This window comes from Amycolatopsis sp. FU40 (genome assembly GCF_021903635.1).
GTDB lineage: Bacteria > Actinomycetota > Actinomycetes > Mycobacteriales > Pseudonocardiaceae > Amycolatopsis > Amycolatopsis dendrobii.
On record NZ_CP091381.1, the window covers coordinates 9780551 to 9796092 of the forward strand.

15 protein-coding genes and 1 pseudogene are annotated in these 15542 nt (G+C 66.3%); 8 read left to right on the plus strand and 8 right to left on the minus strand.

The features are described 5' to 3' along the window. Window positions 1–81: 81 nt before the first annotated feature. The 3 genes from L3Q65_RS46505 to L3Q65_RS46515 all read right to left on the minus strand — a co-directional run bounded on the left by L3Q65_RS46505 (window position 82) and on the right by L3Q65_RS46515 (window position 4156). Window positions 82–2283, minus strand: a complete 2202-nt coding sequence (locus L3Q65_RS46505) for a hypothetical protein (protein ID WP_237598533.1) — start codon at window positions 2281–2283, stop codon at window positions 82–84. A 46-nt stretch (window positions 2284–2329) separates the two neighbouring features. Continuing rightward, window positions 2330–2920, minus strand: coding sequence for a GNAT family N-acetyltransferase (locus L3Q65_RS46510; protein WP_237598534.1), 591 nt, complete (start codon window positions 2918–2920; stop codon window positions 2330–2332). 573 nt (window positions 2921–3493) lie between these two features. After that, window positions 3494–4156 carry a hypothetical protein gene (locus L3Q65_RS46515; protein WP_237598535.1) on the minus strand — a complete coding sequence of 221 codons (663 nt, stop codon included), beginning with the start codon at window positions 4154–4156 and terminating at the stop codon, window positions 3494–3496. A 423-nt stretch (window positions 4157–4579) separates the two neighbouring features. On the opposite strand from L3Q65_RS46515, the pseudogene L3Q65_RS46520 reads away from it, so the two are divergent. The 5 genes and pseudogenes from L3Q65_RS46520 to L3Q65_RS46540 form a co-directional block, all read left to right on the plus strand. Next, window positions 4580–5152 (plus strand): annotated as a pseudogene (locus L3Q65_RS46520) (radical SAM protein); the annotation flags it as partial. 28 nt (window positions 5153–5180) lie between these two features. Further along, window positions 5181–5462: a hypothetical protein gene (locus tag L3Q65_RS46525; protein WP_237598536.1), complete on the plus strand. Its 282-nt coding sequence runs from the start codon at window positions 5181–5183 to the stop codon at window positions 5460–5462. Between the two features lie 172 nt (window positions 5463–5634). Then, window positions 5635–5895, plus strand: a complete 261-nt coding sequence (locus L3Q65_RS46530) for a hypothetical protein (protein WP_237598537.1) — start codon at window positions 5635–5637, stop codon at window positions 5893–5895. Window positions 5896–6310: 415 nt separating this feature from the next. Then, window positions 6311–6628: a hypothetical protein gene (locus tag L3Q65_RS46535; protein ID WP_237598538.1), complete on the plus strand. Its 318-nt coding sequence runs from the start codon at window positions 6311–6313 to the stop codon at window positions 6626–6628. Next, entirely contained in the window at window positions 6625–7008 is a 384-nt protein-coding gene (locus L3Q65_RS46540; RefSeq protein ID WP_237598539.1) for a ribbon-helix-helix protein, CopG family, read from the plus strand. Before L3Q65_RS46535 ends, L3Q65_RS46540 begins: the two co-directional genes overlap by 4 nt. A 64-nt stretch (window positions 7009–7072) precedes the next feature. On the opposite strand, the gene L3Q65_RS46545 is transcribed toward L3Q65_RS46540, so the two are convergent. Both L3Q65_RS46545 and L3Q65_RS46550 read right to left on the minus strand, forming a co-directional pair. Next, complete coding sequence (locus L3Q65_RS46545) at window positions 7073–7669, minus strand: TIGR03086 family metal-binding protein (RefSeq protein ID WP_237598540.1); 597 nt, start codon at window positions 7667–7669, stop codon at window positions 7073–7075. 55 nt (window positions 7670–7724) lie between these two features. Further along, window positions 7725–8597 carry an alpha/beta fold hydrolase gene (locus L3Q65_RS46550; RefSeq protein ID WP_182895696.1) on the minus strand — a complete coding sequence of 291 codons (873 nt, stop codon included), beginning with the start codon at window positions 8595–8597 and terminating at the stop codon, window positions 7725–7727. A gap of 60 nt (window positions 8598–8657) precedes the next feature. Between L3Q65_RS46550 and L3Q65_RS46555 the strand changes: the two genes are divergently transcribed. Beyond that, on the plus strand, window positions 8658–9260 hold the full coding sequence (locus L3Q65_RS46555) for a TetR/AcrR family transcriptional regulator (protein ID WP_182895719.1): 603 nt from the start codon (window positions 8658–8660) through the stop codon (window positions 9258–9260). Here the strand turns inward: L3Q65_RS46555 and L3Q65_RS46560 are convergent. The 3 genes from L3Q65_RS46560 to L3Q65_RS46570 form a co-directional block, all read right to left on the minus strand. Beyond that, entirely contained in the window at window positions 9199–11376 is a 2178-nt protein-coding gene (locus tag L3Q65_RS46560) for a molybdopterin-dependent oxidoreductase (RefSeq protein ID WP_237598541.1), read from the minus strand. The two genes, L3Q65_RS46555 and L3Q65_RS46560, sit on opposite strands and share 62 nt — an antisense overlap. A gap of 120 nt (window positions 11377–11496) precedes the next feature. Then, on the minus strand, window positions 11497–12111 hold the full coding sequence (locus tag L3Q65_RS46565) for a glyoxalase (protein WP_182895698.1): 615 nt from the start codon (window positions 12109–12111) through the stop codon (window positions 11497–11499). 53 nt (window positions 12112–12164) lie between these two features. Beyond that, the gene (locus L3Q65_RS46570; protein ID WP_182895699.1) at window positions 12165–12572 is read right to left on the minus strand and encodes an MmcQ/YjbR family DNA-binding protein; all 408 of its coding nucleotides are present in this window, start codon (window positions 12570–12572) and stop codon (window positions 12165–12167) included. A gap of 49 nt (window positions 12573–12621) precedes the next feature. Here L3Q65_RS46570 and L3Q65_RS46575 point away from each other — a divergent pair, with 49 nt between their 5' ends. Next, a complete protein-coding gene (locus tag L3Q65_RS46575) occupies window positions 12622–14160 on the plus strand; it encodes a CdaR family transcriptional regulator (RefSeq protein WP_182895700.1) in 1539 nt (512 codons plus the stop codon). 117 nt (window positions 14161–14277) lie between these two features. Next, entirely contained in the window at window positions 14278–15540 is a 1263-nt protein-coding gene (locus tag L3Q65_RS46580; RefSeq protein WP_182895701.1) for an FAD-binding oxidoreductase, read from the plus strand. Window positions 15541–15542 lie beyond the last annotated feature (2 nt).

Genomic DNA, 15542 nt, shown 5'->3' on the forward strand with positions numbered 1-15542 from the left:
CCCAGTTGTCGGACTATGCAACTGTGCAGACATTGACAACGTGGTATGGTGCCGGATGGTGGATCTTTGATCGGCGTGACGTCAGTGTTGGGGCGGGTTGAATAGTCGACGCGCTTGAGTGAGTTCTTCGGGTGTGAGGCAAGGGTCGCCAATGACTGATAGAAGAGATGTATCCCAATCGCGCAGGCCGTCGCGGCGTGGGGTAAGTAATACTCCGACGGATAAAAGGTTCGCAGGTCTATCTAGGCCCTCCCAGAGTTCGTGATGCCGGAGCAGCATCCAATACTTGAAGTTGTTTGACGTAGCCTCGTCGTATTTCGAACACACGGCGAAGCCGAGTTGTGGGCCGTCTGCTGCGCGGAAGATGCGTGATCGCCACGCGACGGTGCCCTCGTCGGCGTCAGCCACTGCCGACAAGCCGCCGAGTAGATGCCTGCCGAGGTCGGTTCGGTGGCCGACGGGAAGGCTGTCGATGGCGGCGAGGACGGTGACTCTGTCCTTCTCAGGTCTGTTGTTCAGGGGGCTGTGAGCGATGTCTTCGCAGATGATGCGGACGAGGCCGTGGGCTTCGTTGTCGTCGCTGCCGGCGGGTGCGGTAGGCAGGAGTGGGGCTGACACTTGGGAGCCGGTTGGGCCTAATTGCGGAACAGGAGGACCGGGTGTCGCGGCGGCATCTTCCACGGCAAGTTCGTAGTACCGTGCGGGCTCGTCGCCAAGACGTGCCGTGGAGGTCTCTACCCGATCCAGGTACCCGAGGACGGCGGCGGTGGAGCGCAGTTGCTGGAACAAGAACTCCCAGTCGCGTCGAAGCAGTACGACGACCGGAATCCGCTCCGCTGGTGGGGTGATCGGGCAGTCGTCGGGTGGTGCAGGGTGGTCGATGATGACGACGCCGGTCCAAGTGATACGCGGCCCGTCGATGTCGATGGCGCGTCCGCGTCCGTTGGTCATGATCGTGGTGATCGCGGACAGCTGGCGGGCTGTTCCTCCGACTTGCCGTGCAGCTTCAGCGATCTTCTTGCCGAGCCAAGATCGTTCTTTATCGGGCGTGCCGGGTTCGGCATCGCGACTCTTGACCTGCGTTATGAGACCGCGGTCGCCAACGACGATAAGGCCATCGCTGATCTCACGCACGCCGCCGCGGCCCTTGCGCATGCTCATGGGTGATAAGACGAAGTCCGGAAGGCCCCAGGTCGCGGCCGCGTTCCGGGTGGCGCGTTCGGCGGCGTAGCCGCGCGGTGCATACGGACTGAGCGTCGTGGCTTCGGGGATCGATCGCTCGAAGACGCCTTGCTGGGTTTTGACGAGGAATGTTGACGTCCGGTCGTCGGTGACGATGCCGATCCCGGAGTCCGACTGGGCGAGGTCCCGGAGTTCCTCCTCGGTCCATGCGCGTGCCGATCGGACGGCTTCGATCCAGGGGGAGGGGCTGTCGCTATCCGGCGTGATGGCCTGGGCGACTGGGAGATCGCCGGTCACCTCTTCGAACGCGGCGATGAACATCGTCACCGTCCGGACGACTTCGTTGAGTCCCTCGTCCAACGCGCTCGGGCTTTGGTCGGCGCCCGATGGAGTGTCGGCGAACGAGATGTCTATGAAGCTGTTGGGCATGACGGAGATTTCTGCGTCTTGGGAATAGCCTGCCAGCGTGTAGCGCGCGAGTACCTTGTCGGGGGCAGCGGGACCAGGTGCGCAGGTCTCGACGTGTTCGATTGTGACAGGTGCGTCCACGAAGAACTCCGGCTCACCCGGGGTCACCCAGGCGCCGACTTGGTTACCGTCGTAAAGGAGGTCCGTCCACAGCATCAGCTTCGTGAGGCCGGCACGCAAGGTGAGGACGAAGGGAGAGTCTTCGTCTTCCCAGAATGGCTGAGACCGAACCACGAGGCTCGCCAAGTCGTTCGGTATACCGTCGAGGCAGCTCTCGTGTAGTAGGAGGTTGAGACCCTCGGCTGACGCGGCGATAGGGAAGAATCGGGGATTCTCTGGCCTGCGGATGCGTCGGATGGCCGAGTATATCTCCAGCGCTCGAGATATGAGCGAGTCGAGTGCGGCCCAGAGTTCGTCGACGCAGAGTTGAAGCTTGGCGGTCAGGGCTGCCTGTGCACCATCCGGCCACTCGGCTGTGACGCTGACGACGCCTGTGCCATTGTCGTTGGTTGACACAGACAGATCGAAGAGGTCATCGTCGAGGAGTTGTGCCCACGAGTCGGTCATGGACTTGCGCGCGTTCTTCGCGCTTTCCACATGGTCGCGCGCTTCGGGGTAGTGTTCGCCAATCATCGCTTCAGTCTCAGTCGGGGCGTTTTCTAGGAGTTAGCTAAGATTGTCAATTTGCGTGGGCGGTAACTCTTTTGATCGGCTTGTAAAAGTAAAATGCCACGTCGGGGTGTACGCCGAAGGGGAGCCAGTTCTTTCCCAGGAGGTCGGGGAGAGGCTGCCTGTCTTCAAGCACGGTGAAACCGTGTGTCCTGTAGAACTTCCGGAGCGCTTCGGTGTTCAGGTCGGTCGTCACATTGCCGAACCACACGCGGGTGCCGCGTTCGCGAAGTACTGTCTCCATGTGGGCCAGCATGGTGCCGCCGATGCCTTGACCGCGCATCTCGGGTTCGACGGCCATCAAGTCAAGCTCGCTATGCTTGTCCAGCACACTGCGATAGTCGCGGTCTTCGGGCAGTGGGAACTTCGAGGAAGCCTCAGGTCGGAGCATGCTTACGCCGGCTGCCAGCTGGGTCCTGCAGCTTGACGCGGCACCGAGGAGCTTGCCGGATTCCGGGGAGCGGTACTGCACGACGAGCGGGGCGTACATCCCGTCGGCATCGGTCATTGGAACCGCCGTCGGAGCGATGTCGTCGAACACGCGGTGGAACAGGGCCAGCACGTCCGCGCGTTCTTCGTCGGTGTCGGCGTGCGTAATCATGAATGAGTCGTCGCCGCGGCTGTCGGCGTCGTTACGGGGAGCGAGAGCCGTTACCTGGTCGTGTCGTGATCGTGGCGGTTGGACGGCAGCGGTCTTCGGGCGCAGGCAATGAGGCTAGCCTGTTGAGCAAGCCTTACGGAGCCGTACCTGTATTTCTTGGTGCGTCGTGGCCAGGCTTGGAATGGCCACGACGCACCTGTTCGCATTTTTGGCGCGATGACGTGCTATCTGCCGATGAGGTGGGCAATCGCGTCATAGCCCGCAGCGGCGACCAGCCCAGCAGTTCCTGAGGCCAGCCAACGGAATCGCTCGAGGGATCGTAAGCGGGCCTCATGGTCAGCTCGCTCAGCAGCGAGGAAGTCAGACGTAGCTTCCATCTTGGCGAGGCGGCGCAGGTTCTTTCGGCCGAGTGTCACGTGAGTGGTGTTTGCGGCGCACGATGGGCACCCTTGTGTGGGCTTGGGCATGAGGAATCTACCCTTTCGGGTTATTCCTGGTACCCATCTCCAGGCGACCGCGTGCGTGGGACGTGCCCAACTCACACCGATGCGGTGCGGGTGCTTGCGTCCGACTTTAGCACTGCGGGCCTGCGCGGGGGATCCATCGGTCATGTGGCGGGAGGTAGATTTTCGCGCGCCACGCGAGGCGGTACTCGTCGGGGACGGTCTCGCTCTCCGGAGCCAAGCTCTCCGCAGGCCCTGCGGGCACTCGTTCTGGCGACATATCGAGAAATTCCGACGACGGCAGAGCCGGAGGAACCGCAAGATCCACGAGATCGGCCGAGTCGAGTCTGGTATGGCCGTGTTTGCATCCGACCTGCCACCATCGGGTGAGCCCGTCAAAGCTGTCGGCAAAAGCCCAGTTACACACGCCATGTTTAGGCTTGCCGCTCGATGTTCTGCCGACGAAGTATATCCGGCTGCCGCCACCGTGAAGTGCGAAGCAGTACACCCGGGCGAGTAGGCAGCCCTTCTCGCGGCAACGCACGGCCACCTGGGGAACGGACGTGCGTCGACGTGGGCTCATGGCCTGTAGCTGTGACGCGTACCAGTCGTTCACCTTCTGCCATAGCGCGAGTTCGGCTGGCCATCTCACCGACTTCGTCCATTGCTTGAATTCCTCGAAGGCAGCTGGGTCTTTCGAGCGAAACCATCGTTCGTTGAGCTCCTGGCGTCGTTCGTAGCCTGCCGTTGCTTCCAGTTCGGCCTGCCACACCTCACGTGGTTCGTGGATCATCGGTCCAGCTCCCGGGTCAAGCCATCGCAGTCGTGCTCAGGCGAGTGCCAGGTCGGAAGGTACGCCGAGGGCGTAGCGGCAGGCAACGAGGTGTCTGTGTGAGCGGCTGCGGTCGCCGGCACCTGGCGAGGGCGATCTTCGAGGTCCGGAGCCGCACTGGTCGCTATGTCGAGCCTGTTAGAGGATGCCAGACAGGCCCGGTACTCGATTCCGCGCAGCTAGTGCGCAGACGTCAGAGTTCACCTTGCTCAGGCCCCCAGTGACGTCGAGATTTACGAGCGCCTGACGTCGAAGAGCACCGACACGGCCACGCAGGCTCACGGTTGCATCGAACGCAGCTACCGTGCAGGTCTGATTGCGGTCGACGAGGGTGAGCGCGTGAACTCTTTTAGTCAAACTTGCTGGTCAGAGTGTTGTAAGAGGGTAGGCATGGGCGAACCGCTGGCGAACTACAAGCGTGTGGTGGCCGCGGTGCGTCGGATCACTGATCCGGCTCCGGGCGGACTCGGCATCGGTCAGCGTTCGGTGACGGTGTCGACGGTGGGTTTGGCTCCGGCGATCCGGAAGCTGGCGGACGAGAAGATGCAGGTCCGGCTGGCGGTGTCATTGCATACGCCGGACGATGAGCTGCGGGACACTCTGGTGCCGGTGAACAACCGGTGGTCGGTGGACGAGGTGCTGTCCGCAGCCCGGTATTACGCGGACACTTCTGGTCGTAGGGTGTCGATCGAGTACGCGTTGATCCGGGACATCAATGACCAGCCGTGGCGAGCGGAGTTGCTGGCGAAGCGGCTGCGGAAGCATTTGGGCCAGTTGGTGCATGTGAACGTGATCCCGCTGAACCCGACGCCGGGTTCGAAGTGGGATGCGTCGCCGAAGCCGGTGGAGCGCGAGTTCGTGCGACTGGTGAATGCCGGTGGTGTCGCGTGCACCGTGCGGGACACGCGCGGTCAGGACATCGCGGCGGCTTGCGGGCAGCTCGCCGCCGAAGGTTGAGCGAATAGTTCAGAGTGGAGTAGCTGTCTTGTTGTGTGCGCCGAGCCTGCTCGATCCGGCGGCTGAGGAACTGAAGCTGGCTGACGTCAACGGTCCCCAGACTGCGGTGGACGTGGCTCGCACTGCCCGCGCCCTGCTGGGCGAGCGGTTCGACTCGGGAAGCTTCATGTACGTCCTGATGCGCGCCTTCGAGGTCGACTACCACGCGGCCCGAGAGGCCTCCCGGTGGCACGAATTCCACGGCGGCTCGGCAGCGCTGTCGGACGACGCGCTGGAGAAGCTGCTTGCTCCCTGGCTCACGGCTCGCTGAATTCGCGTTAGTTTGCGTTGACAGGTACGAAGCATTTCTCTTCTCCTTCGTGCTTTGTGCCGCTCGGGGGCGGGATGAGGTCGCGTACCGTCAACGCTCTGGACAGCCGCAGGCGACGTTCAGGTTGCGTCGCAGCCCCGGACGACTTCCAAGTGGTGACTTCGCTCATGCGGTGCTCAGCCTGTCTGGCAGTTCCAAGCGTCCGCTCGAGGTGCACGCGGGCGTCGCCGTAATCAGCAAGAGCAAGGTGGCCCACGAAGCAGATGTACCGGTGCTTCCCGAAGGCATCGCATCGAGGTGCCGCATGCTCGGCATCGATCCCCGCAGCCACCAAGCAGTCCTTGTGGCAGAGGGAAAGTACTACAGCTCACCACTGACGCTTGGAATGGGAAGGCAATTCCGCGGGCTGGATGCCGATCTCTCGGCGGACTAAACAATCATGGCTGCGACCGTGGTCCGTCAGTCGGTCTCGCATCTCTTGCAGGGGCGAAAACAGTACTACGAGTTTGGAGTGCTGCCGGGTCGCAAGGCGGAACTTGACCGCAAGGAGCGTTTCGCTACCGCTCTTCGCGGCTATCGCAATCGTCGGTGACGCACTGCGCACGGTGACTTGACTAGCCGACCTCGTGGTCGCGGGGATCCGGGAGCGATCGGCGAAGGTGTCCGAAGAACAGCGAGAAGACGAGAGATCTCCGCGAGGGCCGGAAGCCGAACGTCTTGCTCGGTTTGTCTGCCCTGTGCGGTGCTGCCCGGGATCGGTCCGTGCTGGGGTGCCGAATGGTGCGCATCGACCAGTGCGGGGCGTCTGAGTGCGTGTGCAGATGTGTGCAGATGTGTTACATTTTGCTATGACCATCGGGCTGTGGTGGGAGGAAGCTGGTGGTGAGTACATCCGCACACGATCGGCTCGATATCCCGGTGCCAGTGACATCGAGCCGGCTTGGACCTTGGAGGCGGCAGCCGATCCTCGTCGGATCACCCGTGATCCCGACCCGAAGAGCCATTGGGGAGACATCCGCGTGATCGGCTACTCGCCCGCGGCGGGATTCGTGATCACGGTGATCGTCGATCACGTGGATCATTCGGGCATCAATGCCTGGAAGACCAGCGGAGCCGACCTGCGTGCGTACCGAGCGGCACTGGGAAGAGAGGATGATGCGTCATGACTGAGCCCATGAGTCGCGAACAGGTGCTGGCCGGGATTCAAGGAGAGATCGCCGAGCAGGAAGCCGCGGCGCGACAGGAAGCCGATCCGGCCAAGCGGGAGCGCATGCTGCGGCACGCACGGGCCCGGCACGACTACGTCGAAGAGGAAGCGGACGCGGTCGCCGCTGACATCGCCGAGAACGAGCAGTCCGCGCTGTCCTTACGAGTGCCGGCATCGCTCGCGGCCGCACTGAAGGCTCGAGCTGCGGCCGAGCACATTCCCACCTCCGCCTTGGTGCGGCGGATCCTCACTCAAGCGGTGCAGCGATCGGACGCGCCGGTGCTCACCGTCGAACAGGTCGAGCAGATCGCCCGGCGGGTCTATCGCGAATCGCTCTGATTTCGGCGGAGCGCCGTGCGCCGAGCAGTGTCTGACGACTGGCTCTGGCTGGCATGAGTGCTCGCTAGACCGCGACGGACGGGTTCCGGCCCATCAAGCGCAGCAACCGATCCTGCCGAGACGCCGACCCGCGGGCCGCCCCCGGCGCGGCGAAGAACCGGTGCGTCGTCTCAGTTGCGACAGGGGATTCCGCCAACCCGGCGTAAATCTCCCCGAGCCCATCGCTGATCCACGCGACCAGGGCGGGGTCGAGCCGGTCGTCCACTCCCAGCGCCCGGGCCAGATCCCAGGCGTGAACGGCGGAATCCGCCGCACGCACGGCCAGCGCCTGCCGTCCGGTCACCTGGCCCAACGGGTAGTCCAGCACCTGATCCAGTGCGCCGGGACGGGCGAAAGCGTCGGCGACCAATTGCACCGACGCGGTGTAGGCGGCAAGCGGGTCGTTGCCCAAGGCGTCCACATCGCGCATCCGCAGGAAGTTCTCCCGGGTGCCGCCGGCCAGGAGGTCGGTGTAGTTGAGATTGCCTCGGACCATGTGGTTGACGAGCTGGCGCACGTTCCATTCCGCGCAGGGCGTCGGGGCCGTCCACTGTTCCGGACGGATCGCGGAAAGCCGCTGGTCGAATTCGGCGCTGGCGGCGAGGAAACGGCCGAGGATCATGGTCGCCAGTGTTTCGCCGCGAAGACGCTCTCGCTGGCGCAAATCCGACGTGGCATTACCCCGCGATGAACGTGGTCAAGGCCGCCACGACCGCGTCGGGTTGTTCGTCGGGGATGAAGTGGCCGGCGTCAGGGATGACGACGCCGGTCACGTTGTTCGCCCAGGGGCTCAGGGAAGCGGCCATGTCGGGGATCGAGCCGTGGGAGCTGGAGATTCCCAGGACGGGGACGGTCAGGGGCCGTCGGGCGACAGAGTCGCGGTTCTTGCGGGCTGATTCCTCGGCATCGCGGTAGTAGGCGAGCGACGCGCGGAGACCTCCCTCGGCGGCGAGCGAGGCGGCGTAATGGTCGGTCTCCGCGTTGTCGAACGGGGACAGGGATTTGGCCTTCAGGAACCAGTCGACGTACTCGCGTTCGCGGCCGGCCAGCAGGGTTTCGGGGAGGTCGGGCACTTGGTGGAACGCGAAGTGCCAGGTCTTCCAGGCTCGGTGATCCGTGGGGATGGAGCCGGGGAGGGTGATTCCGGGGATGCCAGCATCCAGCAAAGCGACCCCGTGCAGGCGTTCTTCGTGCTGAAGGGCCAGCGAGAAGGCGACCCAGGCTCCGATGTCGTGGGCGGCGAGCCAGTACTTCGGCACGTCGAGCGCGGTCACTGCGGCGTGGACGCGCGAGGCGACGGTGTGCGTGTCGTAGCTGTCGTGCGGACGGTCGGAGTGGCCTTGTCCGGGCAGGTCGATCGCGAGGACGCGGAATCGGCCGGCGAGGGCGGGCATCGCTTTGCGCCAGGCCCACCAGGTCTGCGGGAATCCGGCGAGCAGGACGACAGCGGGTCCGGTCGGCTGGCCGCCTTCCACGGCATGGATTCCGTCGACCCAGCGGTGGGTGAAACCGGTCAGGTCGGGCAGCGGCAACGTGGGGAGCGGGTTCATGGCTCGAGCCTAACTCATCTTGAACCGAACAGTTCAAGATGAGTTAGGATGGCATGCGTGATGGCAGGCAAGAAGCAGTTCGAGATGGACGTCGTGCTCGACGCGGCGATGGTCCAGTTCTGGCGGGCCGGGTACGCGGACACTTCTCTGGACGACCTCTCCAAGGCGACCGGGTTGAACCGCAGTTCGATCTACTCTTCGCTCGGGGACAAGGACGCGCTGTATTTGCGCTGCTTGGACCGTTATGCCGCGCGTTATGGGGACCAGTATGACCAGGCGCTCGCAGGCGCGGCTGAGGATCCGCTGCGGGCTATCCAAGCTTTCTTCGAAGTCACCCTGCAGCGCATTGCTGACCCTGAGTTGCCGGACGGATGTCTCGTCGCGCAGACCGCGATGGCGATCCCGGTGTTGAGCCCGGAGGTCGCGGCGCGGGCGACCGAAGTGCTGAGCCGTCAGCATGCGCGGTTGCGGACGGCTTTGCGTGCCGCGAAATTGGCCGACGCGGACGACTTCGCCATTCACCTCGCGGCGGTCAACCAGTCGTTGGCGGTGATGAGCCGGGCCGGGGCGAGTCCGGAGCAGCTTCGCGCGATCGTCGACATCAGTCTGGAGGCGCTTTCGCGATCTCGCAAAGGGAAGCGCGCAACGGCGAACTGCCGCTGATCGGGTCGCTCGGGCCCTGGCTCAGCACGAGATTGAGGTTCGCGCTGCCGTCGCCGAAGGGCGGATAGCCGGGCTGGCCGAGTTCGCCCGCGGGCTGCCACCAGCCATGCTGTCCGCACACGACGTTCGGGCGCAGGTTGACGTTGAACTTCGCCTTCGCGCGCACACTCCCCAGCGGCGTCTCCAGCCGAACCCAGTCCCCGGCCGAGATTCCGCGGGCCGCGGCGGTTTCAGGATGGATTTCTACGGCGGGCTCAGGGGCGGATTTGCGCAGGCTGGTGATTTCCCGATGCTGGGTTTCGCAGAAGAACAACGACTTCGCACAGGTGAGAATCAACGGATACCGCGTCGCCAGATCTGGTCGGGACAGCGGGCTGATCGACGGTTCGGTGAAGGTCGGCAGTGGCGGGTATCCGTGTTCCAGCAACGGCTCCGAGTACAGTTCGATCAAACCGGACGGGGTCCGGAAGCCGCGTTGTTCGTACTTGCGGTGCACCGTTTCCAGCGGCAGCTGGATTCCTTCTGGGGCGGCGCGCAACTGGTCGAGGGTGAGACCGCTGGGTGCGAGTTGATATTTCCAGGCCGACTCGATATCTCCCTGGAAGAACTGGTGGCCCAGCCCGAGTGCGAGGGCGAGGTCGAAGATGATTCGCAGATCCGGCCGAACCTCGCCGCGTGCGGCGACCAGTGGCTGTCGCAATTGGACAGTCGACTGCGCGGCCTGGCTGGTCTCGAAACCGATCCGCAGCGCTTCGGCCTCCCACGCGCTCGCCGCGGGCAGCACGAGGTCCGCTTGCTCCGCGGTCGGATTGAGGAACAAATCCGTGTGGACAAAGAAATCCAGTGCGCGCAGAGCGTCCCGGCCGCGTGCGCTGTCGCCGTGGGCCATCACCAGGTTGCCGCCGAAGTTGACCAGCGCCCGGGCTCGGTAGGGCACGCCGTCGAGCGCCGCGCGGTAGAAGTCCTCGCCGGTGACGAACTCGAACCGGGCGGGTCCGAGCGGACGTGTCCGCACGCCGATGGTTTTGGCGCGTTGCTCGGGTGCCAGCAGTTCCCGGCCGTCGATCGGATTGGTCGGCACGGGAGTGAACAGCACGTTCCCGCCGGGCGCGTCGATGCATCCGGTGAGCGCGTAGAGCTGGCCGATGGCGCGTACGGTCTGGGTCGCGTTGCTGTGCTGCTCCAGTCCGCTCCAGGTGTAGAACGCGACCGGGCGTTGCTCCCACAGCAGCCGGGCGGTGGCGACGATCTGCTCCGCGGGCACGCCGGTGATCTTTTCAGCGACCTCGGGCGGGTACTTCGCGCACTCCTCGACGATCAGGTCCCACACCCGGCCCGACGCATTGACCGGCTTCGGCGCGTTGGTCCACCGTTCGACGAATTCCTTGTCGTACCAACCGTTGTCGATCATCACGTGCGTGAGCGACAACGCCAGCGCAGCGTCCGTTCCGGGGCGGACGCGCAGCCACTGGTCGGCCTTGCCGGCCAGCCCGGCGCGCCGGGGATCGACCACGACGAGCTTGGCTCCTCGCCGCAGCGCGGCGGTGGTCGCGGTGGCGTGCGCGAGCCGCGAGACCGACGGGTTGTAGCCCCAGTAGAGGACGCACTGGGCGTTCTCGAGATCGGGCAGGTAAGCGCCGGGGACCGGCTCGCCCCAGGTGCAGAGCGTGCCGAGGTGCCGGCCCCAGCCGCAGAGTTCCATGTAGACGGCGAAGTTGGGGCTGCCGAAGGCGCGCCGGAGCCGGGTCAGCCATTCGATGGTGTCCGACATCGCCGACGTCGACGGCGAGGCGCTGCCGAACACCACCGCTTCCGGGCCCGATTCCTCGGCGATCGCGGTCAGCCGGGACGCGATCGTGGCCAGTGCTTCGTCCCAGCTGATCCGCTCCCAGCCCGGGTCGGCGGCGCTTTTCGGAGCGGTGCGGCGGAGGGGATGCAGCAGCCGGTCCGGATGCGCGACGATCTCCGGCGCGGCCTTGCCCTTGACGCAGATCGCGGCTCCGGTCGGATGGCCGGGCAGCGGGCGGAGCGCGAGCAGCCGCCCGTCCTCGACCGTCGCGGTGGCTCCGCACTTCGACACGCACAGCGGGCAGAACGTCGGCACTTCGGTCGCCATCGCGCACCTCCGGACTTTGCCTGGAAGTCGGGGCTGCGCCGTCCGATGTAACAGCCGGTCACGTTCTCGTGAGTGTTCATGCCGGTTCTAACCGGCATGAACACTCACGAGACCGCGGCCTCATCCGGCGAGAACCGAGGTCTCCCAGGCGAATCCGTCCGGGTCCGTGATCCGCCCGGCGTCCCCGCCGATCGTCAGCAGATGCGAACCCGAACCCTCCTCCGGCACCCCGGCGTCCTTCGCCAACGCCTTCCGCCCGTAGAGCGCCAGCTTGATCGGGCTGGTCTCGAATTCCACGTACTTGCGCCCGTAGCTCTTGCCGACCGCGAGCCCGTGCGAGACGTAAAACTGCTTGGTCGCAGCCACATCCGACGCGCCCAGCAGCAACACCATCTGGTCGTATTCGCGGACTCCCGCGCCGGAGTCCTTCTTCGTGGAGGTCGCGACCTTCCAGATCGCACCGTCCGGAGCCTGCACCACGCCGCCGAAACCCCACAGCGACTTGGCCGCCGGCTTCAGCGAAGCAGCGCCCGCGGCGAGAGCGGCGTCCAGGTAAGCGACGGCGTTGGCGGGCTGGGAAACGGTGAGCGACAAGGTAAATCCGCGGAAACCGGTGCTCGGCGCGGCGGCCTGCCGGAAGCGCAGACGGTCGCCCAGATCGAACGCGGCGGTGTAGAAGCGTTCGGCGGCGGCGACATCGGGAACGTCCAGGGTGACAAAGTCGAAGGAAGTCATGCCGTAAACGCTAAGTCCGGCACCGACCCGGATGCTTCTTGATTCCTGATCGCTTACCGGGCCCGCGTTCCGGACAGCCACGCTTCGCGCCGGCGCGGTGACGCACGGGAGAGCCAGGCGTCCTCGACGACCTCGGCCAGTTCCTGCCGCGTCAACGAGCCCAGATGAGCGGCGCGGATCAGCACCGACAGGTGGCCGTCGAAGTGCGGAGTGGTGAAAAACGGGCTGTCCGGATCCTGGACCAGCGCCTGCTTGTCCGATTCGGACGGCACCCAGAACACGATCACGTCCGGATACCGCTGCCCTGTCTCCGGGTCGAAGGCGTCCGGCCGAGGCGTCCGGAAGAACACGAACGACTTGCCGCCGACCTGGTAGACGGGGTTTTCGCGGGAGCCGCGCACCACCGTGACGTGGGGCATCCCCAGCGCCAGTTCGTGCACGTCTTCGACCCGCGCCCGCATGATGTGCACGATACGACTCCCACGGCGCCGCGTCAGGTATGAACGGGGCATGGTCACGCTGGATCGGCTCGTCAACGTCCTCGGTGGGTACGGCGCGCGGTTGTGCTGCTGTCCCGTCGCGCGCGAAGTGGCCTTGCGGGACGTGGTGATGGAAGACCCCGCCGACCCGCGCGGGTTGCGCGGCGACGTCTACCTCGCGGTCGGTGCCGATTCGGTGCTGGAAGCCGTCGAACGGGCCGCGGAAGCACGGGCGTCGGTCGTGCTGGTGCGCGGATCGACGCCGCCGGGGCCGGACGCGGCGGCCAAAGCGGAGGAGGGCCGGGTCGCGGTGCTGCTCGTGGACCCGGAAGTGTCGTGGGGCCAGCTCGCGGGCGTCGTCTACGGCTTGGTGCTCGAAGGCCGCGAGACGGAGTCCGGCCGCGGTCCGACCGACCTGTTCGCGCTGGCCGACAGCCTCGCCGACGCACTCGGCAGCGCGGTCACCATCGAGGACCAGCTGTCGCGCGTGCTCGCTTACTCCAGCCGTCAGCAGGGCGCGGACCGCGTGCGGCTGGAGACGATCCTCGGACGGCGAGTGCCGGATCAGGTGCGCGAGCTGTTCGAGCGCCGCGGCGTGTTCGCGCATCTCGCCGTTTCGGACGAGCCGTTGTTCGTCGAAGCCGATCCCGAGCACGGGCTCACCGGACGCATGGTGGTCGCGGTCCGGGCCGGGCGCGAAACGCTCGGGTCGATCTGGGTGGAGTGCGAGAGGCCGCTGTCCGACGTACGGCGCACTGTCTTGCACGACAGTTCCCGCACGGTCGGGCTGCATTTGCTGCGGTCGCGAGCGAGCGCCGACCTCGAACGGCAGGTCGAATCGGACCTGGTGATCCGCCTGCTGGAAGGCACCCCGGACGCGGCTGCGGTGCTGAGCAGGCTCGGCCTGCCGCCCGGCCGGTTCCGCGTGGTCGCGCTCCAAGCGCACATCGCCGACGAACGGCATGCCGCGCTGCTGCTCGCGTTCGAGCGCGCGACCACCGGGTTCGGCTGGTCGCGACCGGGCCGGAGCACGCTGTTCAGCAATACCGTCTACACCGTTCTGCCCGGCGAGGACGTCGAAACCGCTCGCGCGTGGATCGACGGGATCCGCGACGCGCTGCCCGCGCAGGTCACGGTCGCGGCGGGGATCGGCGCGCCTGCCTCCACCGCGGATCTGCCCGCGAGCAGGCGGGAATCCGACGAGTGCCTCGCACTGCACGACGTCCGCCCGGAGCCCGGCGCGACCGTCGCGTACGACGAGTCCTGGGACGACATCCTGATCCTCCGCCTGCGTGCCGCGGCGGCAGCGGGACGAGCCCCGGCACGCGGCCCGATCGCCGATCTGGCCCGGCACGACGCGGCCAACTCGACCAGCTACGTCGCGACTCTGCGCGCGTGGCTCGAGACCCAGGGCGACCTCACCGAGGCCGCCGAACGGCTCGGCGTGCACCCCAACACCATCCGCTACCGGCTGCGCAAGATGGCCGACGTGACGCCGCTGCGGCTCGATCTGCCCGCGAAACGGCTGGCGATGATCATCGAACTCGCCGTCGCCGATCCGCAGGATTGACCGATCCGGACAAACCGGCTTGATCCGTTTGGCCGAACTCGACAAAGCCTGTCCGCCGGATCCGGGTCATCCTGGCCGCACCAGCACAACCAGCGGCACAGTTCGGCGGAGGAACACATGGGCGATCTCGACCGGAAGGACGGCGGGCCGCGTTCGGCGATCGTGGTCGGCGCGGGCATCGTCGGGTTGTCCACCGCCTGGTTCTTGCAGGAACGCGGCGTACGGGTGACCGTCGTCGACCGCGAGGGCATCGCGGCGGGCTCGTCCTGGGGCAACGCGGGCTGGCTCTCGCCGGGGCTGTCGATCCCGCTCAACGAACCCGCGGTCCTCCGCTACGGCCTGCGCACCCTGCTCGATCGGCAGGCTCCGCTGCACGTCCCGGCCACCCCGGACCCGCGGCTGTGGCAGTTCCTCGCCCGCTTCGCGGCGAACTGCACCCACCGGTCCTGGAACCGGGCCGTGCGCGCGAACCTGCCGTTCAACGAACAATGCCTCGAAGCGTTCGACATCCTGACCTCGAACGGCGTGGACGCGCCGACCATCGACGCGCCCATCACCGCGCTGTTCGAGACGTCCGCGAAGGCGCAGACGCTGGTCAAGGAACTGGACCGGCTCGGCGACGCCGGGCAGAAGGTGTCCTGGACCCAGCTCGCCGGACCGGAGCTGCGCGAGCACTTCCCGCAGGTCGCCGACCGGATCGGGGCCGGCATCCGGATCGACGGCCAGCGGTACGTCGATCCCGGCCGGTTCGTCGAATCGCTCGCCCGCGCCGTGGTCAGCCGCGGCGGCACGATCCGGCACCGGTTCGAGGTCGCCGCGATCCGCAGGCACGAGTACGCGTACACCGTGCTGTCGGCGAACGGGCAGACCGTCAACGCCAACGCCGTGGTGCTCGCGACCGGCGCTTGGCTGGGCGAACTGGCGCACAAGTGGGGCGTGCGCGTCCCGGTGCGCGCCGGCCGCGGGTACTCCTTCACCGTGCCGACCGACGACCCGGTGCCGAGCCCGATGTACCTGCCCGACATCCGGGTCGCGTGCACGCCGTACCAAGGCGGGCTGCGGGTGGCCGGGACGATGGAGTTCCGCAAGCCGGACGACCCGTTGTACCCGGCGCGCGTCGACGCGATCATCGCTTCGGCCCGGCCGCTGCTCAAGGGCCTGCGCTGGGACCAGCGCACCGACGTCTGGGTCGGCTCGCGCCCGGTCAGCGCCGACGGGCGGCCGGTGATCGGCCAGACCGGCGCGCCCGGGATGTACGTCGCGGGCGGGCACGGCATGTGGGGCCTGTCCCATGGCGCGGTCACCGGGAAGCTGCTCGCCGAGCAGATGGTCACCGGCAGGCAGCCCGAAGCGCTGCGGCCCTTCGACCCGCTGCGGTGACC